General features: G+C 69.3%; 6 protein-coding genes. 2 read left to right on the forward strand and 4 right to left on the reverse strand.

Annotated elements, in window-relative coordinates; all coding sequences use genetic code 11:
- Positions 1–198: 198 nt before the first annotated feature.
- Positions 199–843, reverse strand: a complete 645-nt coding sequence (locus WME83_RS46210) for an RNA polymerase sigma factor (protein ID WP_437316083.1) — start codon at positions 841–843, stop codon at positions 199–201.
- Positions 844–1,529: 686 nt separating this feature from the next.
- Between WME83_RS46210 and WME83_RS46215 the strand changes: the two genes are divergently transcribed.
- Both WME83_RS46215 and WME83_RS46220 read left to right on the forward strand, forming a co-directional pair.
- A complete protein-coding gene (locus WME83_RS46215; protein ID WP_437316084.1) occupies positions 1,530–3,476 on the forward strand; it encodes a YgiQ family radical SAM protein in 1,947 nt (648 codons plus the stop codon).
- Positions 3,451–4,677, forward strand: a complete 1,227-nt coding sequence (locus WME83_RS46220; RefSeq protein ID WP_437316085.1) for an aminotransferase class V-fold PLP-dependent enzyme — start codon at positions 3,451–3,453, stop codon at positions 4,675–4,677. Before WME83_RS46215 ends, WME83_RS46220 begins: the two co-directional genes overlap by 26 nt.
- Positions 4,678–4,705: 28 nt before the next feature.
- Here the strand turns inward: WME83_RS46220 and WME83_RS46225 are convergent, their stop codons facing one another.
- The 3 genes from WME83_RS46225 to WME83_RS46235 form a co-directional block, all read right to left on the reverse strand.
- Positions 4,706–5,995, reverse strand: coding sequence for a calcium-binding protein (locus WME83_RS46225; protein ID WP_437316086.1), 1,290 nt, complete (start codon positions 5,993–5,995; stop codon positions 4,706–4,708).
- A 271-nt stretch (positions 5,996–6,266) separates the two neighbouring features.
- Positions 6,267–11,900 (reverse strand): calcium-binding protein, encoded by a 5,634-nt coding sequence (locus WME83_RS46230; RefSeq protein WP_437316087.1) that lies wholly within the window; start codon positions 11,898–11,900, stop codon positions 6,267–6,269.
- A 423-nt stretch (positions 11,901–12,323) separates the two neighbouring features.
- Positions 12,324–18,026 carry a calcium-binding protein gene (locus WME83_RS46235; RefSeq protein ID WP_437316088.1) on the reverse strand — a complete coding sequence of 1,901 codons (5,703 nt, stop codon included), beginning with the start codon at positions 18,024–18,026 and terminating at the stop codon, positions 12,324–12,326.
- Positions 18,027–18,410: the final 384 nt, after the last annotated feature.

Consider the following 18,410-nt stretch of genomic DNA (forward strand, 5'->3'; position numbering starts at 1 on the left):
GGAAAAAATGATCAATGTTCTTCCTGCCTTCACGCCTTCATGTGAGCTCTCTCCGGGCAAATCGGGACGACAAGCGGGAGAGAGGCTGTCATCGCGTGGAAATCCTCCGACGACCAGGTGCTCGTTGAGCCATGCCCCAGCGCCGGCGCCATGGCGCTCGAAGGCACCGCCCCGCGGCCGCCGCGCCCGAGCGCCTCGCTACTCGCGCCGCGGCGGGGCCGGCCGGCGCCGCGTCGCCGCCTCGGTGGCGAACGGCCGTTCGCCGAGGCGCAGCGCGCTCCGCTGCTCGGGCGCGAGCCGCTTCACCGCCGCCCGGAAGTCCTCCCGGGCCAGCCGGAGGCGGTTCTGGGCCGTGTTCTCGTTGATCTGGAGCTCCCGGGCGATCTCCACGACCGGGATGTCGAGCATGTCGTGCATCACCAGCATGACGCGCCGCTGCGGGACGAGGCTCGCGAGCAGCAGGTCGATCACCTCGGCCCGCTCCGTCGCTTCCACCCGCTGCTCCAGGCGAGGGCGCTGGTCCACGCCAGCGAAGATCGCGCTGCTCTGCAGGCCCACCGGGATCTCGCGGCGCCGGAACGCCCGCTGCCGGTAGTGGGTCAGCTGCCGCCACGTGAACCCGTAGAGCCACCGGTACACCGGGTCCCACGCCCGCCGCGCCCGCAGCTTGCTCACGTAGGGGAGGACCGCGCTGAACGGCACCGGCTCGCCGCCGGGGACCTCATCCTCGTCGCTCAACCCCAGGGCGGCGCGCAGCAGGCGGCTCGCGTCGAAGCTCCCCAGACGGCGGTAGGCAGCCATGAGGATGTCGTGCAGGACGTCCTCGAGATCGTCGGCGTCCACGCCATAGCTGCGGAGTGTCCGGCGAAGGAAGGGAGCCCCCACCTCGTACACCACAGCGAAGCTGCGTTGTTTGGCGCGGAGGGCATCATCGGGTTGAGATTCCACATATAAGTTTTACGAACCCTCTTTCCGAGTCATTTGGGAACCCGCCCCCTCGACGCGAAAACCCCGGGTTTTGCCGCTTATTTTTGTGGATCGCGCGCGACTTCCACCGAGCGACTCCCGCCCGCCCCGGCGCGCCAGCCCCCATGTCGCGTCCGGAAATCGATACTTGGCCATCCGAATTCGTGATCAGCTGGCGAACGTCGCGCAATTTGCGGGTTTTGCCCGGGGAAATGCGGCCGGCGCCCGCCGGCGCCCCCCCGGCGCGCCGGCCTCGGCCGCGCCCTCGCCGCCTTCCAGCGCCTCGGCGGCGAGCGCCCGCCGCCCGGGCTCGACGGCAGATCCCCCCAGCGCCCCACCCCGCAGGCGCCGCTCCGCAGCGCCCGCCCCGCAGCCCCGCAGGCGCCCCGCAGGCGCCCCGCAGGCGCCCCGCAGACGCGCCCGCGCCCCCTCCCCCCCGCCCCGAACCGCCCGCAGCCGCGAAAGCCCCGTATCGGCCCGCGGAGGCCCCCGCATCGGCCCGCCAGCGCCGCCGGGGCCGCCCCCTTGCCGACCGCTCCCCCGGCCCGTAGGGTGACGGCGCCGTGCCCCTCCTCCAAGTCCGCCGCAGCGCCGGCGCCGCCCCCCGCGACCTCACCGCCTTCCTGCCGACGACCCGGGAGGAGATGCGCGCGCGGGGCTGGGACGCGCTCGACATCCTCCTCGTCAACGGCGACGCCTACGTCGACCACCCCGCGTTCGGCGCGGCCATCATCGGCCGCTTCCTCGAAGGCCGCGGCTTCCGTGTCGGAATCATCTCCCAGCCCCGCTACCAGGACCCGAGCGACCTGCTGCGCATGGGCGTCCCCCGGCTCATGGTCGGGGTCACCGCCGGCAACCTCGACTCGATGCTGAACAAGCTCACCGCCCAGAAGAAGGTCCGCAGCGAGGACCAGTACTCGCCGGGCGGGCAGGTGGGCCTCCGCCCCAACCGGGCCTCCATCGTCTACGCCAACCTCTGCCGGCAAGCGTTCCCGGGCGTCCCCATCGTCCTCGGCGGCATCGAGGCGTCCCTCCGCCGCATCGCCCACTACGACTACTGGTCCGACCAGGTCCGCCGCTCGGTCCTGCTCGACGCCAAGGCCGACCTGCTCATCTACGGCATGGGCGAGAAGGCCGTCTGGGAAGTCGCCGACCGCCTCCGCCGCGGCGAGCCCGTCCGGTCGATCCGCGACGTCCGCGGCACCGCCCTCCCCCTGCGCAAGGGCGAATGGGAGCACATCGAAGGCTCACGTTACGTCTCGGACGGAAAAACCGTGATCCTCCCCAGCTACGAGGAGGTGGCGGCGGACCGGCGCGCGTTCGCGGAGATGTCGCGGGCGTTCCAATTCGAGACGAACCCCGGCAATGCTCGCCCGCTGCTCCAGCCGCACGGCGCCGAGGCGGTGTACTTCAACCCGCCCGCCTTCCCGCTGGAGACGGCGCAGATGGACGCGCTCTACGACCTGCCGTTCACGCGGGTGCCGCACTGGTCGTACGACGCGCCGATCCCGGCGTACGAGACGGTGAAGCACTCGGTCGTGACGATGCGGGGCTGCTTCGGCGGCTGCACGTTCTGCTCGATCACCGAGCACGAGGGCCGGGTGATCCAGTCGCGCTCGGCGGAGAGCATCCTGCGCGAGGTGCGGGCGCTCCGGCGCATGGACGGCTTCCGCGGCGTGCTCAGCGACCTCGGCGGGCCGACCGCGAACATGTACCAGATGCGCTGCAAGGACGAGGCGATCGAGAACGCCTGCCGGCGGCTCTCGTGCGTCCACCCCGAGATCTGCGAGAACCTGAACACCGACCACGGCCCGCTGCTCCAGCTGATGAAGGCGGTGCGCGAGGAGGAAGGGGTCAAGAAGGTCTTCATCGCCTCCGGCGTGCGCTACGACCTCGCCGAGCGGTCGCCCGAGTTCATCGAGGAGCTCGCCACGCACCACACGGGCGGCCAGCTCTCGGTCGCCCCCGAGCACAACAAGAAGGACGTGCTCGACAAGATGAAGAAGCCGGGCATCGAGAGCTACGAGCGCTTCGCCGAGCAGTTCCGGTGCGCGAGCGAGGAGGCGGGGAAGAACCAGTTCCTCGTGCCCTACTTCATCTCGGGGCACCCCGGCTCGACGCTCCGCGACATGGTCGACCTCGCCGTGTACCTGAAGAGGAACGGGATGCGGCCGCGCCAGGTGCAGGACTTCATCCCGACGCCGATGTCGATGGCCGCGTGCATGTACCACACCGGGATCGACCCGCTCACGCGCGAGCCGGTGTACACGGCGAAGGACCTGCGCGAGAAGAAGCTCCAGAAGGCGCTCCTGCTCTACTGGGACCCGGCGCACCACGACGAGGCGCGCGAGGCCTTGATCAAGGCGGGCCGCGGTGATCTCATCGGGACGAAGCCGCACTGCCTCGTGCCGCCGGCGGCCGGCAAGGGCGCGCCGCCGCGCTACCTCGCCAAGGTGCGCGGGGAGCGCCGGGGGAAGCCAGCCGATGCGACACACCGCCGAAATCGATAACGATCGCGCCTTCGCCGCAAAGCTCGGCGACCGCAGCCTGTTCCCGCACCTCGCGCCGCTCGTCTACGTGAACCACGCGGGCATCTCGCCGCCGTCGCGGCCGGTGCGCCTCGCGGTGATGGCGCTGCTCGACGACTACGCCGCGCAGGGGGCGGCCGCGTTCCCGGCGTGGTACGCGCAGCGGCTCCGCCTGCGGGAGAAGCTCGGCCGGCTGGTCGGGGCGGAGGCGGACGACATCGCGCTGGTCCAGAGCACGACGCGCGGGCTCACCGACATCGCCCTGTGCTTCCCCTGGCGGCCGGGCGACCGGGTGATCCTCTTCGAGGGGGAGTTCCCGGCGAACGTGACCCCGTGGCAGCGCGCGGCCGAGCTCTTCGGCCTGGAGACGGTGTTCCTGCCGCTCGGCGGCTTCGCGGACGGCAGCGGCTCGGGCCTCGCCCGGCTCGACGACGAGCTCCGGCGCGGCGCGCGGCTCGTCGCGGTGAGCGCGGTGCAGTTCCAGACGGGGCTGCGGATGCCGCTCGCCGCCATCGGCGCGCTCTGCCGCGCGCACGGCGCCGAGCTGTGCGTGGACGCCGTGCAGGCGGTCGGCGCGACGCCGGTGGACGTCGGGGCGGCCGGGGTCGATTACCTCGCGTGCGGCGGCCACAAGTGGATGATGGGGCTGGAGGGCACGGGCTTTCTGTACATCCGCCGCGAGCGCCTGCAGGCGCTGCGGCCGTCGGTGGCGGGCTGGCTGAGCCACGAGGACGGCGTGAGCTTCCTCTTCCAGGGCCCGGGCAAGCTCCGGTACGACCGGCCGATCCGGCAGCGCGCCGACTTCGTGGAGGGGGGCAACCTCAACGCCGCGGGCTACGCGGGGCTCGAGGCGGCGGTGGACCTGATCCTGCAGATCGGCGTCGAGCGGATCCACGAGCACGCGAACCGCTTCCTCGATCCGCTCGAGGAGGCGCTCCGGGAGCGCGGCTGGGAGAGCCTCCGGCCGGCGGATCCGGCGCTGCGCGCGTGCTCGCTCGGGGTGAGGCCGCCGGGCGGCGCCTCGGTGGTGGAGCTCTACCGCGAGCTCACCCGCCTCGGGATCGCCTGCGCGATCCCGGACGGCGTGGTGCGCTTCTCGCCGCACTGGCCGAACGCGCTGGACGAGTGGGAGCAGGTGCTGCTCTCGGCGGACGAGGCGCTCGGGCGGGTGCGGAAGGGGTGAGCTGCGGCGCGCGGGGCGCCGCGCGTCGTCACCAGCGCATGTCGGAGCCGCACGCGGTGCGCGCGTTGACCGCCGTCCCCTGCGGCACCGAGACCAGCGCGTTCCGGATCCTCGTCGGCCTGCACAGCGTGTGGTCAGGCCAGCGGATATCGTCCAGCTCGTTGGGCGAGGCGATGTCGCCGGTGAACGGGTCCAGGAAGTCTCTGACCGTGATGGTCAGCCCGTGCTCGGGCGCGAGGCGCACCTCGAGGTCCGTGTCGTTCAGCATGCGGAACGATGCCGTCTCGATCAGGGCCGGCGACCCCCCGATCCGGATGTAGTCGTAATTGGAGCCGTAGTCCGGCTCCGAGGGCTGATAGATGATGTCCGTCCCGTCCCCGGGCGCGAAGAGGTAACTGTCACCCCCGGTCCCGCCGTGGAGCTTGTCGTTGCCGACGCCGCCGACCAGCTCGTCGTTGCCCGGCCCACCGTACAGCGTGTCGTTGCCGCTCTGCCCGTACAAGCCGTCGTTCCCTTCGTACCCGAAGAGATAGTCGTTGGCGTCGAGCCCGGAGATCAGATCCTGCCCGGTGGACCCGTCCAGGAAATCCGTGAAGCTGGTGCCGACGACCGGGGCGCCGCCCCCGTAGTTCACGAGGTACGCCACCTCGTCCGCGGTCATCTGCGGCGCGCTGGACAGCGTGCCGAACCGGATCCGGTCGATCGTGTACCCGGTGGCGCCGTTGCCCCCGAAGAACGCGAGGACGCGCAGCGTATCGGGGTGTCCGGGGACGGTGATCACGAGGTCTCCGAGGTCCCGCTGGAACACGACGTCGCTTGGCGAGGCCGCGATGTACCTGATGATCAGGGTATCGACGTTGGCATCGTTCGTGTCCATGTTGTAGATGACACCCTGCCCTCCGTCGAAGTAGTAGGTGTCGCTGCCGTTTCCACCGTCCAGCAGGTCGTTGCCGCTGTTCACGATGAGGTGGTCATTGCCCTCGCCGCCGTAGAGGTCGTCGTTGCCGGGCCCGCCTGCCAGGAGGTCGTTCCCCTGATCGCCGAACAGATCGTCATCCCCGCCGTCGCCGTACAGGTCGTCATGACCGCCGAGGCCGTGGATGACGTCGTTCCCGTCCAGCCCTGACAAGATATCATCGGCCGCCGTCCCATTGAGGACGTCGTTGCCGGAGGTCCCATCGATCTCGTTGAGCTCCGAGTCCATCCCGGTCGCCTCGATCGTGACGGGATCGACGCCGCCGTTCGGCAGGATGTCTGCCAGGGGGACGCCCTCCGCCGTGCAGGCCGACGCGGCGCCCAGCGCCCCTACCGAAGCCAAGATCACAAAGAATCGTCTCTCGCTCATCGTGGATACCCTCAAGTTGACTCGGCGCCTTCAGAGCAAGGACCGCGCCAGGCGCCACACGCGCGGCCGCCCCGATCTCGGGGAGAAAACCGCCGGCGGACCGCCGCGCCGTGACATCGGACCCGGCGATGTCACGGCGCGGCGGGCCGATGTCACGTGACATGTCCCGTGACATCCCCAGGCCTCGCCGGCGCGACGCCGGCGCCGGGCCGCGCCTCACCTCGCGCGGCCCGGCGCCGCGCCGCTACCACTGCATGTCGCTGCCGCACACGGTCCGCGCGGCGAGCAGGGTCCCGCTGGGGCTCGCGACGAGCGCGTCCCGGATCCGCTGCTTGGTGCACAGCGTGTGATCCGGCCAGCGGACCTCGTCGACCTCGTTGATCAGGCGGACCGTGCCGGAAGAGTCGTTCACGAGGAAGCCCTGGATCGTGACGACGAGATCGCTCCCGACGCGCAGCTCGATGTCCGTCGGGTTCACCCGGCGGAACGAGGCTCCGTCGATGACCCCCGCCGCCCCCAGGACCTCGATGATGTCGAGATCCGCGGCCGCGCCGTCCGACGGCGGGACGATGATGTCGGCGCCGTCTCCGGGGATGAACGTGTACTTGTCGCCGCCGGAGCCGCCGCGGAGCGTGTCGTTGCCGGTCCCGCCGTTCAGCGTGTCTGCGCCCGCCTCGCCGTACAGCTGGTCGGCGCCCGCCATCCCGTTCAGGGTGTCGTCGCCGTCCTTCCCGAAGATGGAGTCGTCGCCGCCGAAGCCCGAGATCGTGTCCGCGCCGAGGAACCCTTCGAGGCGATTCGCAGACTCGTCGCCGTTGATGGGGCTCCCGTCGCCGTAGAGCGCCAGGTAGGCCACCTCGGCGGCCGTCAGCTGCGTCGCGCCGGGGGCGGTGCCGAACTGGAAGCGGTCGACCGTGAACGTGGAGGCCGCGTTGCCCGTCAGGAACTGCGAGATCCGCAGGGTGTCGGTGCTGCCGCGGACGCTGACCAGGAGGTCGCTGAACCCGTCTTTCCGGAACACCAGGTCGCCCGGCGCGAGGCTGTCGTCGAAGATCACCGTATCGATGCTGCCGGCGCCCGTGTCGATGTTCTGAATGGTGTCCTGGCCCGCGGAGTAATAGTACGTGTCGCTGTCGTCTCCGCCGCTCAGCGTGTCGTTGCCAGGCCCGCCGACGAGGACATCGTTGCCCCGGTAGCCTCGGAGGTTGTCGTCGCCGGTACCGCCTTCGAGGGTGTCGTCGCCGTCGTCGCCCGCCAGGCTGTCGTTGCCGTCGTCACCTTGCAAAGAGTCGTTGCCGCCGAGGCCGCTGATCGCGTCGTTTCCTGCGAACCCGGAGACGACATCCGCCGTCTCGAACCCCACGATGTTGTCGTTCCCGGGTGTTCCGGCGAGGGCCAGGTACTTCAGATCCTCCCTCGTCCACGTCACCGTCGCAGGCTCGCCGATCTGCATGAGGTCCATGCCGTACGTGCCGGCCGTGTTGAAGTGCGATCGGACCGTGATCTGCCGGTACGTGCCGTTGGCCGAGATCGTGACGATCAGGTCCCGGTTGACGTTGCGGACGAGCACCATCTCGGGCGTCACGTCGGCGCCGAGCACGAGCCGGTTGCTGCCCGAGGTGTCGTCGATCAGATCGGTGCCTCCCTCCATCCCGCCGACGAAGAACGTGTCGTTGCCGTCGCCGCCGTTGAAGTGGTCGCTGCCGGCGCCGCCGTCGAGCACGTCGTTGCCCTTCTGACCCGAGAGCATGTCGTTCCCGTTGCCGCCGTTCAGGTGGTCGTCGCCGTCGCCGCCGTCGAGCGAGTCGTCGCCGTCGTCGCCCGACAGGACATCGTTGCCGCCGAGCCCGGAGATCGCGTCGTTCCCCGCGCCTCCCGAGACGGTATCCGCCGTCGCGAACCCGACGAGGTTGTCGTTGCCCGAGGAGCCGGCGAGGGCCAGGTTCCGCAGGTCTGCCCTGGTCCACGTCACCGTGGCGGGCTCGCCGATCTGCACCACGTCCACGCCCAGCGCGCTGGTCTCATCGAACTGCCACCGGACCGTGATCTGCCTCGACACGTTGTTGCCGGCGACCGTGAGGACCATGTCCCGGTTGACGTTGCGGACGCGCACCATCTCGGGCGTCACGTCGGCGCCGAGCACGAGCCGGTTGCTGCCCGAGGTGTCGTCGACGAGATCCGTACCTCCGTCCAGCCCGCCCACGAAGAACGTGTCGTTGCCGTCGCCTCCGGTGAAATGATCGTTGCCCGCGCCGCCGTCGAGCACGTCGTCCCCGGCCTGACCCGTGAGGTTATCGTTCCCGCTGCCGCCGCTGATGCGGTCGTCGCCCGTGCCGCCGTCGACCGTGTCGTCGCCGTCACCGCCCGACAGGTCGTCATTGCCGCCTCGGCCGGAGATGTAATCGTTGCCCGCGGACCCCGGTACGGTGTCCGCCGTGTCGAACGCCACGATCGTGTCGTTGCCCGTCGAGCCGGAGAGGGCCAGGCCCCGCAGCTCTTCCCTGTTCCACATCGCCACGGCGGGCTCGCCGATCTGAACGGCGCTCACGCCCAGCGCGGCGGCCTCGTCGAACTGCCACCGGACCTTGACCTGCCTCGACTTGCCGTCCCCGGCGACGTTGATGATCATGTCGCGGTTCACGTTGCGGACGCTGATCATCTCGGGGGTCACGTCGGTGGCGAAGACGAGCCGGTTGTCGCCCGAGGTGTCGTCGACCAGATCATTGCCTGCCTCCAGCCCGCCCACGAGGAACAGGTCGTCGCCGTCGCCGCCGGTGAAGTGGTCGTCGCCCGCGTCGTCGTCGAGCACGTCGTTCCCGGGGCCGCCCAGCAGGTTGTCGTTCCCGCTGCCGCCGTACAGGTAGTCGCCGTGGTTGCCGCCGTTCAGCGCGTCGTTGCCGTCGCCGCCGAGCAGGAAGTCCTGCCCGTCCTGGCCGTCGACCCAGTCGTCGCCGCCTTGCGCGTCGATGAGGTCCGCCGTCTGGTAACCCACGACCGCCCCGCCCGCATCGCCGTTGTCCAGGACCTTCACGCGGAGGTCGCGCGTCTTCCAGAACGTGCCGTCGGTGAACGCGACCTGCCCCAGCGCCGAGCCGCCGGTGCCGTCGTCGTTGAAGAAGCCGCCGACGGTGACCTTCGTGCGGCTCGCCTGAGGCGCGCTCATCACCTCGATGACGAGGTTGCGATCCGAGCGCGAGAGCTTGACGTCCTCCATCTGGATGCCGTCGACGAACTGCAGCGTGTCGCTGCTGAGCTCGGCGCCCCCGATGTAGATCTGGCCGTAGTTCGCCCCGACGACGTAGGTGTCGTCACCGGGACCGCCGTCGATCCGTTCGGCCCCTTGCGGGCTCACGAAGATGAGGTCGTCGCCCACGCCGGACGACACGTTGTGGGTGTTCCACACGATGTCGTGCGCGTTGCGGTGATGATCGAAGCGGAGGTCCGTCGTCTTCGTGGGGTTCGCGATCGTGCCCTCCCAGGTGTAGGTGAACCAGCGGAAGCTGCCGCACAGATCCCCTGGGATGAGCTGCACGAGGAAGGCGTCGGGCCGGTTGTACGGGTCTTTGTTCCCGCTGTGCAGGAACAGGGAGTACATGTCCTGGAGCGGCCCCAGGTACGACTCGCTGTAATGCGTGTAGAGATCCATCACCGGCGAGCTCTGCCAGAAGCACCCGCCGTCGAGGCCCCACGTATCTGCAAACTCGACGGTGGCATCCATCGTCGACTCGAGGACCCCCGACATCAGGGGGCGCGGATCCCAGCCGAAGCGCATGAGCGACGGCCCCGCGTGGCGCACGAGGTCCACGAAGTCGGGGAGCGTGCTGTGGTACTGGACCATCTCGTGCTCGCTGCCCAGCTCGAGCTGCAAGCGCGCGTTCAGCGCCGAGAAATCGAGGCTCCCGGGCCCGGTGGGCTCAGGGACCAGATCGAGGTACGACAAAAGGCGGGTCTGCACCGCGAGGGCGCCATAGACGCGCTCATGAATCAGGCGATACGCCGCGTCGAACCCCCACGTGTTGAGGGGGTTGAACGTCACGCGCTTGCCGCTCGCGTCGGTCGACAGCTGGTTCCAGTTGCGGCTCTCGACACCGCTGAACACCTCGACCACGGTGAGGCGCGCCAGATGACGCTTGTACTCGAGCACCATGGGATGGTCGCTGAGGTCCAAGACCTCCTTCAGCCACCGCGGGTGGCCGCTCACGCCGAGGCGCTGCGCCTCGGAGCTGAACAGCGTGGTCAGGTCCGTGCGCGTCTGGTCCTCCGTCGCCCCCGGCACGACCGGCGCCACCCCCCAGTCGGGTTGCGCCGAGTACACGCCGGCTTTGCCGATCGAGGAGCCGCTGCTGGCCTGGAGCGCGCCGCCGCCCTGCGCGTCGAACTTGGGCTTCTTCACCCGCTGGAAGGTCACCCAGATGGGCGTGTTGGTCGCGATCGACTGGTGGTAGAGCGACCCGCCCGGCGCCCCCTCCGCCCAGCGCGCCAGGATCTCGTCGACCTTGGCGTGCTGGCCGTCTCGCGTCGGGTCGGCGGCGAACTCGCTGACCAGCGACAGCAGCTCCGGGTCCAGCGTCATCGCCTCGCGCAGCGGGCGCGCGAACCCGCTGCCGCCCATGTGCGGGAGGGCCGCGGCCTGGGGAGATACCGTGACGGGCGTCGTGAACTGCGCGTAGAAGTTGCTCTCGGCCGGGATCAGGTTGGCCACGATCCCGGTCGTCCCGTCGTCGCGGGTGTACTTCGCCGTGCCGGCGAACGAGTTCCCATTGGTGCCGCCGATGTTCCCGGAGACCGAGAGCGCGATCGAGGTGATCCCCATCTCCGGGAGCGACGCGAGCTCGCCGAAGTCGGCCCGGCCGTTCGAGTTCAGGTCCTGCCAGATGCGCAGCGCGCCGAAGCCCGTGTCCGCGGCGTCGATGACGCCGTCGCGCACGGTGTCCAGATCCGAGAGGGCGTCGAGGCCGTCGGACGCCAGCGTCCCGCCGAGCTTCACCGTGTTGACGCCGAACAGCTCGTTGCCGTTCGTGATCTTGCCGTCGCCGTTGCGGTCCCTCACGATCCAGCCGTCGTCGGGCGCCACCCAGCCCGAGGCCGTGGCCACGCCGTCTCCGTCGTGATCGAAGAGGACCGAGTCGAGCCCGTCGAGGCCGAGCGTCTCGACGCCGTCGTCGTCGAGATCGATCGCGAGCGGGTCGCCGCCGATGTCCATGAAGGCGAGGAAGAACGCCATGTCCGGCAGCTCGGCGTCGATGTCGCCCATGTGCGGCGCGCGGCCCTGCGACAGATCCAGGAGGTAGTCCTGCCGCCAGCGCATGAAATCGGCGAGCTGCCCCACCATGCCGTTGCCGAGCAGGTCGCGCCGGCCGAACCCGACGTACTCCTCGCTCAGGATCTCGAACCCGAGGAACGAGATGTCGACGCCGAACCCCCAGTTCGGGTCGGCCGACTGCATATTCTCCACCGTGAGCTTGATCGTCGCCTCGGTCTCGAGGTGACCATTGACATTGTGCACGCCGGTCTTGTCCGGCTTGTAGCTGGTGAAGATCGGGCGGCTTATCCCGAACTGGACCGCCGCCTTCTCGGGGACGTACTCCCACCTGTCGTTCATCTTCCCTTCGCTGGTGAGCGAGAAGCCGGCCCCGATCTTGACGTCCAGCTCGATCTCGCGGTCCGTGCCGAAGGTGACGGTCCCGTTGCCCTCGCCCGGCATGTTGAAGCTGCCGCCGTTCTCGAACGTGGACGGGCTGGCCCCGTAGTTGGCCCCGTAGATGCCCATGTCGGGCGCGGTCACCTCGAAGTTGATGCTATCGCCGGACGCGTTCCAGCTGAACTCGAAGCCTTTGGGCCCTTCCCACGAGCCCTCGTTGATGCCGGTCGCCGACACGATATCTTCCCAGCTCCCAGCGTGAGCTTCGGGGACGTGCGCGACGCTGAGCGCACCTATGGATGTGAGGATCGCGAGCAGAAGGGTTTTGCTGTGGATTCGTCTCATGGAAGTCACTCCGTACCGAGCGCCCGTGTCTTCACAAGATCCTCACAAGAACCGTGCCAGGTCCGGCACGCGCGCCCCCTCCGGCGGCCGCCGCGAGGAGCCGCGGCGATGGGGCCGCGTGGTCATGCCGAGGTCACGGTGTCACGGCGCGGCGGCGCGATGTCACGTGACATGTCACGTGACATCCGCGGGTGGCTCGCCGGCCGGGAGCGCGGGGTGGGTCGGAGCTGGTGCTGCTCTCGGCGGACGAGGCGCCGGGGCGGGTGGTCGCGGCGCGGGCTGCGCGACGTCACGCGCGCCCGGCGCCGCATCCGGCTACCACTGCATGTCGCTCCCGCACACGGTCCGCGCGGCGAGCAGGGTCCCGATGGGGCTGGCGACGAGCGCGTCCCGGATCCGCTGCTTGGTGCACAGCGTGTGATCCGGCCAGCGGACCTCGTCGACCTCGTTGTTCTGGCGGAGCGTGCCGGGCGCGTCGCCCATGAGGAAGCCCTGGATCGTGACGACCAGCTCGCTCCCGACGCGCAGCTCGATGTCGGCCGAGCCCACTCGCCGGAACGTGGCGCCGTCGATGACCGCCTCCGCCCCCAAGACCTCGACGATGTCGAGATCCGCGAGCGCGCCGTCCGACGGCTGCACGATGACGTCGGTGCCGTCTCCGGGGCTGAACGAGTACTTGTCGCCTCCGGAGCCGCCGCGGAGCGCGTCGTTGCCGGTCCCGCCGTTCAGCGTGTCTGCGCCTGCCTCGCCGTACAGCGTGTCTGCGCCCTCCATCCCGTTCAGGGTGTCGTCCCCGTCCTTCGCGAAGATGGTGTCGTTGCCGCCGAAGCCGGAGATCGTGTCCGCCCCGAGGAACCCTTCGAGGCTGTTCGCAGACTCGTCGCCGTTGATGGGGCTCCCGTCCCCGTAGAGCGCCAGGTAAGCCACCTCGGCGGCCGTCAGCTGCGTCGCGCCGGGGGCGGTGCCGAACTGGAACCGGTCGACCGTGAACGTGGAGGCCGCGTTGCCCGTCAGGAACTGCGAGATGCGCAGGGCGTCGGTGCTGCCGCGGACGGTGATCAGGAGATCGCTGAACCCGTCTTTCCGGAACACCAGGTCGCCGGGCGCGAGAGCGTCATCGAAGACCACGGTGTCGATGCTGGCGACGTTCACGTCCGTGTTCTGGATGATGTCCTGCCCTTCGGAGTAATAGTACGTATCGCTGCCCTCTCCACCGCTCAGCGTGTCGTTGCCGGGCCCGCCGGCGAGGACATCGTTGCCCCTGTAGCCGTTGAGACTGTCGTTCCCGTTCCCGCCTTCGAGGGTGTCGTCGCCGTCGTCGCCCATCAAGCTGTCGTTGCCGTCGTCACCTTGCAAAGAGTCGTTGCCGCCGAGGCCGCTGATGACGTCGTTCCCTGCGAATCCCGAGATGGCGTCCGCCGTGTCGAACCCCGTGAGGGTGTCGTTCTCCGGCGTACCGGCGAGCGCCATGTACCGCAGGTCCTCCCGGGTCCACGTCGCCGTGGCGGGCTCACCGATCTGCACGGTGTCCACGCCCAGCGTGCTGGTCTCGTTGAACTGCGACCGGACCTTGACCTGGCGGTAGCCGCCGTTGGCCGTGATCGTGAGGATCATGTCCCGGTTGACGTTGCGCACGCTCACCATCTCGGGCGCCACGTCGGCGCCGAGCACGAGCCGGTTGGTGCCCGACCAGTCGTCGACCAGATCGGAGCCCCCTTCCAGCCCGCCAACGAAGAACGTGTCGTTGCCTTCGCCGCCGGTGAAGTGATCGTTGCCCGCGCCGCCGTCGAGCACGTCGTTCCCTGCGTGGCCCGAGAGGCTGTCGTCCCCGCTGCCGCCGATCAGCTGGTCGTCATGGTTGCCGCCGCTGAGGGAGTCATTCCCGTTGCCGCCGTCCAGGTGATCGTTCTGATCGCCGCCGTCGAGCGTGTCGTTCCCGTCATCGCCCGACAGGACGTCCTCGCCGCCGAGCCCGTAAATCCAGTCGTTGCCGGCGCCTCCCGAGACGGTATCCGCCGAGGCGAACCCCGTGATGGCGTCGCCGTCCGGCGAGCCGATGAGGGCCCTGCTCCTCAGGTCTGCCCTGGTCCACGTCACCGTGGCGGGCTCGCCGAACTGCACGACGTCCACGCCTGCCGTGTTGCTCTCACCGAAGTGCCACCGGACCTTCACCTCCCGGGACTGACCGTTGCTCGCGATCGTGAGGATCATGTCCGTATTGACGTTGCGGACACGCACCATCTCGGGCGTCACGCCGGCGCCGAGGACGAGCCGGTTGCTGCCGGACGTGTCGTCGACCAGGTCGTTACCTCCCTCCAGCCCACCCACGAAGAACGTGTCGTCGCCGCTCCCGCCGGTGAAGTGATCGTTGCCCGGGCCGCCGTCGAGCACGTCGTTCCCCGATTGGCCCGAGAGGGTGTCGTCCCCGTTGCCGCCGTCCAGGCGATCGTTCTGGTCCCCGCCGTCGATCGAGTCGTTCCCGTTGCCGCCCGACAGATCGTCGTCCCCGCCGCGACCGGTGATCCAGTCGTTCCCGTCGCCGCCCGACACCGTGTCCGCGGACTCGAAGCCCGTGATGACGTCGTTGCCCGTCGAGCCCGTGGTGGCCATCGTCCGCAGCTCCGCCCGGTTCCATGCCGCCACGGCGGGCTCGCCGATCTGGACCACGTCCACGCCTTGCGTGCCGCTCTCGTCGAACTGCCATCGGACGGTGACCTGCCGGGATTTGCCGTCGCCCGTGACCTTGATGATCATGTTGCGGTTGTCGTTGCGGACGCTGATCATCTCGGGCGTCACGTCGGTCGCGAGCAGCAGCCGGTTATGGCCGGTGTTGTCGTCGACGATGTCGTTGCCGGCCTCCAGCCCGCCCACGAGGAACAGGTCGTCGCCGTCGCCGCCGGTGAAGTGATCGTTGCCCGCGTCGTCGTCGAGCACGTCATCCCCGCTCTGACCGGACAGGTTGTCGTCCCCGCTGCCGCCGTACAGGTAGTCGCCGTGATTCCCGCCGTCGATCGAGTCGTTGCCGTCCCCCCCGAGCAGGAAGTCCTGCCCGTCCTGGCCGTAGAGCACGTCGTTGCCGCCCTGCGCGTCGATGAGATCGGCCGTCTGATAGCCGAGGATCGACCCGCCCGCGTCGCCGTTGTCCAGCACCTTCACGCGGAGGTCGCGGGCGGTCCAGAACGTGCCGTCGCTGAACGCGACCTCCGCCAGCGCCGTGCCGTCGGTGGCATCGCCGTAGAAGAATCCGACGACGCTGACGCGGGTGCGGGTCTCCGCCGGCGCGCTCGTCACCTCGAGGACGAGGTTGCGATCCGCCCGCGTGACCTTGAGGTCCTCCTTCCGGATGCCGTCGATGAACTGCAGCGTGTCGGTGCTGAGCTCGGCGCCCACGATGGTGACCTCGCCGTAGTTCGCCCCGACGACGTAGGTGTCGTCACCGGGGCCGCCGTCGATGCGTTCAGCCCCCTCCGGAGATACGAAGATGAGGTCGTCGCCCACTCCGGAGGACACACTATAGGTGTTCCATACAAGGTCATGGGCGTTGCGGTGGTGATCGTAGCGGAGGGGAGTCGTCCTGGTGGGGTTCGCGAGATCGCCCTCCCAGGTGTAATCGAACCAGCGGAACGATCCGCACAGGTCCCCGGGGAACAACTGGACCAGGAACGAGTCGGGCCTGTTGTAAGGGTCCTTGTTCCAGCTGTGGAAGAACAGGGAGTGTAGGTCCTGCAGCGCGCCGATGTAGTCCTCATTGCGGATCGCGGTGTAATCCGGCGCGGACCACGGCTGCCAGAAGCATCCGCCGACGGGGGGCGGCAGCGAATCGGCGTAGTCCAGCGTCGCTTGGTGGGTCAAGCTTATCCCATGCTCGATCAGCGGGCGCGGATCCCAGCCGAAGCGCATGAGCGACGGCCCCGCGTGGCGCACGAGGTCCACGAGGTCCGCGAGGGCGTCATTCTCGCGGGCCATGGCGCCCGCGTCGCTGTCCAGGTGCGACAAGAGGCTCGCGTTCAGCGCTGAAAAGTTGAGGGACCCAGGCTGGGTGGGCGAAGGCACCAGGTCGAGGTACGGCTTCAGGCGCGTCTGGGCGGCGAGCGCGCCGTAGACGCGCTCGTAGATCAAGCGATATGCCGCGTCGAACCCCCACGTGTTCATGACGTCGAACGCGACGCGCTTGCCGTAGGCATCCGTCGACAGCTGGTCCCAGTCGCGGCTCTCGACGCCGCTGAACACCTCGACCACGGTGAGGCGCGCCAGGTGCTTCCTGTAGCTGTCCACCATCGGGTGATCGCTGAGCTCCAGCACCTCCTTCAGCCATCGCGGGTGTCCGCTGACCCCGAGCCGCTCCGCCTCCGAGGTGAACAGCGTGGCCAGATCGGTGCGCTCCTGGGTCTCGGTCCTGCCCTGCGCGGACGCCCACCCCCAGTCGGTTTGCGCCGAGTACACGCTGCTCCGACCCATCGAAGCGTTGCCGCCGCTGCCGCCGCTGTAGGCCACCGCGCCGTTGCCCTGCGCATCGAACTTCGGCTTCTCCACGCGCTGGAAGCTCGCCCAGACCGGGATGTTGTCCGCGATCGACTGGTGGTAGAGCGACCCGCCCGGAGCGCCTTTCGCCCAGCGCGCCAGGATCTCGTGGACCTTCTGCCGCTGGCCGTCTCGCGTCGGCTCGGCGGCGAACTCGCTGACCAGCGACAGCAGCTGCGGGTCCAGCGTCATCGCCTCGCGCAGCGGGCGCGCGAACCCGCTGCCGCCCATGTACGGGAGGGCCGCGGCCTCGGGGGATATGGCGACAGGGGTCGTGAACTCCGCGTAGAAGTTGCTCTCGGCCGGGATCAGGTTGGCCACGATCCCGGTCGTTCCATCGTCGCGGGTGTACTTCGCTGTTCCAGCGAACACGTTCCCGTTGGCGTTGTGGATGTTCCCGGAGACCGAGAGCGCGATCGAGGTGATCCCCATCTCCGCGAGCGACGCCAGCTCGCCGAACTCGGCATGTCCGTTCGAGTTCAGGTCCTGCCAGATCCGCAGCGCGCCGAAGCCCGCGTCCGCGGCGTCGATGACCCCGTCGCTCACCGTGTCCAGATCGGAGAGGGCGTCGAGGCCGTCGGCCGCCAGCGTCCCGTCGAGCTTCACCGTGTTGACGCCGAAGAGCTCGTTGCCGTTGTTGATCTGGCCGTCGAGGTTGCGATCCCGCACGATCCAGCCGTCGTCGGGGCCCACCCAGCCCGTGGCCGTGGCCACGCCGTCGCCGTCGTGATCGAAGAGGACCGAGTCCGACCCGTCGAGGCCGAGGGTCTCGACGCCGTCGTCGTCGAGGTCGATCGCGAGCGGGTCGCCGCCGACGCTCATGGCGGCGAGGAAGAACGCCATGTCCGGCAGCTCGGCGTCGATGTCGCCCATGTGCGGCGCCCGGCCCTGCGACAGATCCAGGAGGTAGTCCTGCCGCCAGCGCATGTAGTCGGCCAGCTGCCCCACCATGCCGTTGAAGAGCAGGTCGCGCCGCCCAAACCCGACGTACTCCTCGCTCAGGATCTCGAACCCGAGGAACGAGACGTCGACGCCGAACCCCCAGTTCGGGTCGGCCGACTGCAGGTTTTCGATCGTGAGCTTGATCGTCGCCTCGACCTCGAGGTGACCATTGACCTCGTGCACGCCGGTCTTGTCCGGCTTGTAGCTCGTGAAGAGCGGGCGGCTTATCCCGAGCTCGACCGCCGCCTTCTCGGGGACGTACTGCCACCTGTCGTTCATCTTCCCTTCGGTCGTGAGCGAGACGCCGGGCCCGACAGGGACCTCCAGCTCGATCTCGCGGTTCGTACCGAAGGTGACGGCCCCGTTGCCCTCGCCCGGCAGGGTCCAGCTGCCGCCGTTCTCGAACGCGGACGGGCTGGCCCCGTAGTCGGCCCCGTAGATGCCCATGTTGGGCGCGGTGACCTCGAAGTTGATGTTGTCGCTGGACGCGTTCCAGCTGAACTCGAAGCCGCCAGGCCCTTCCCACGAGCCCTCGTTGATGCCGGTCGCCGACACGATATCTTCCCAGCTCCCAGCGTGAGCGTCGGGAACGTGGGCTACGCTGAGCGCACCTATCGATGTGAGGATCGCGAGCAGAAGGGTTTTGCTGTGGATTCGTCTCATTGAAGTCACTCCGTACCGAGCGCCCGAGCCCTCCACAAGAACCGTGCCAGGTCCGGCGCGCGCGGCCTCTCCAAGGATCGCCGCGAGGAGCCGCGGAGATTCGGCCGCGCCGTGACGTCCCGACGTCCGATGTCACGGCGCGGCCCCGCCGATGTCCCGTGACATGTCACGTGACATCGGCGGGCCGGCGTGACGCCTCCGGCGCGGCGCCGTCGTCGCGACGGGCTCCATCGCGCGCTCGGAGCTCCCGTCTCGCGCGTCGCTCGTCAGGACGCG

This window comes from Sorangium sp. So ce385, assembly GCF_051474135.1.
GTDB lineage: Bacteria > Myxococcota_A > Polyangia > Polyangiales > Polyangiaceae > Sorangium > Sorangium cellulosum_D.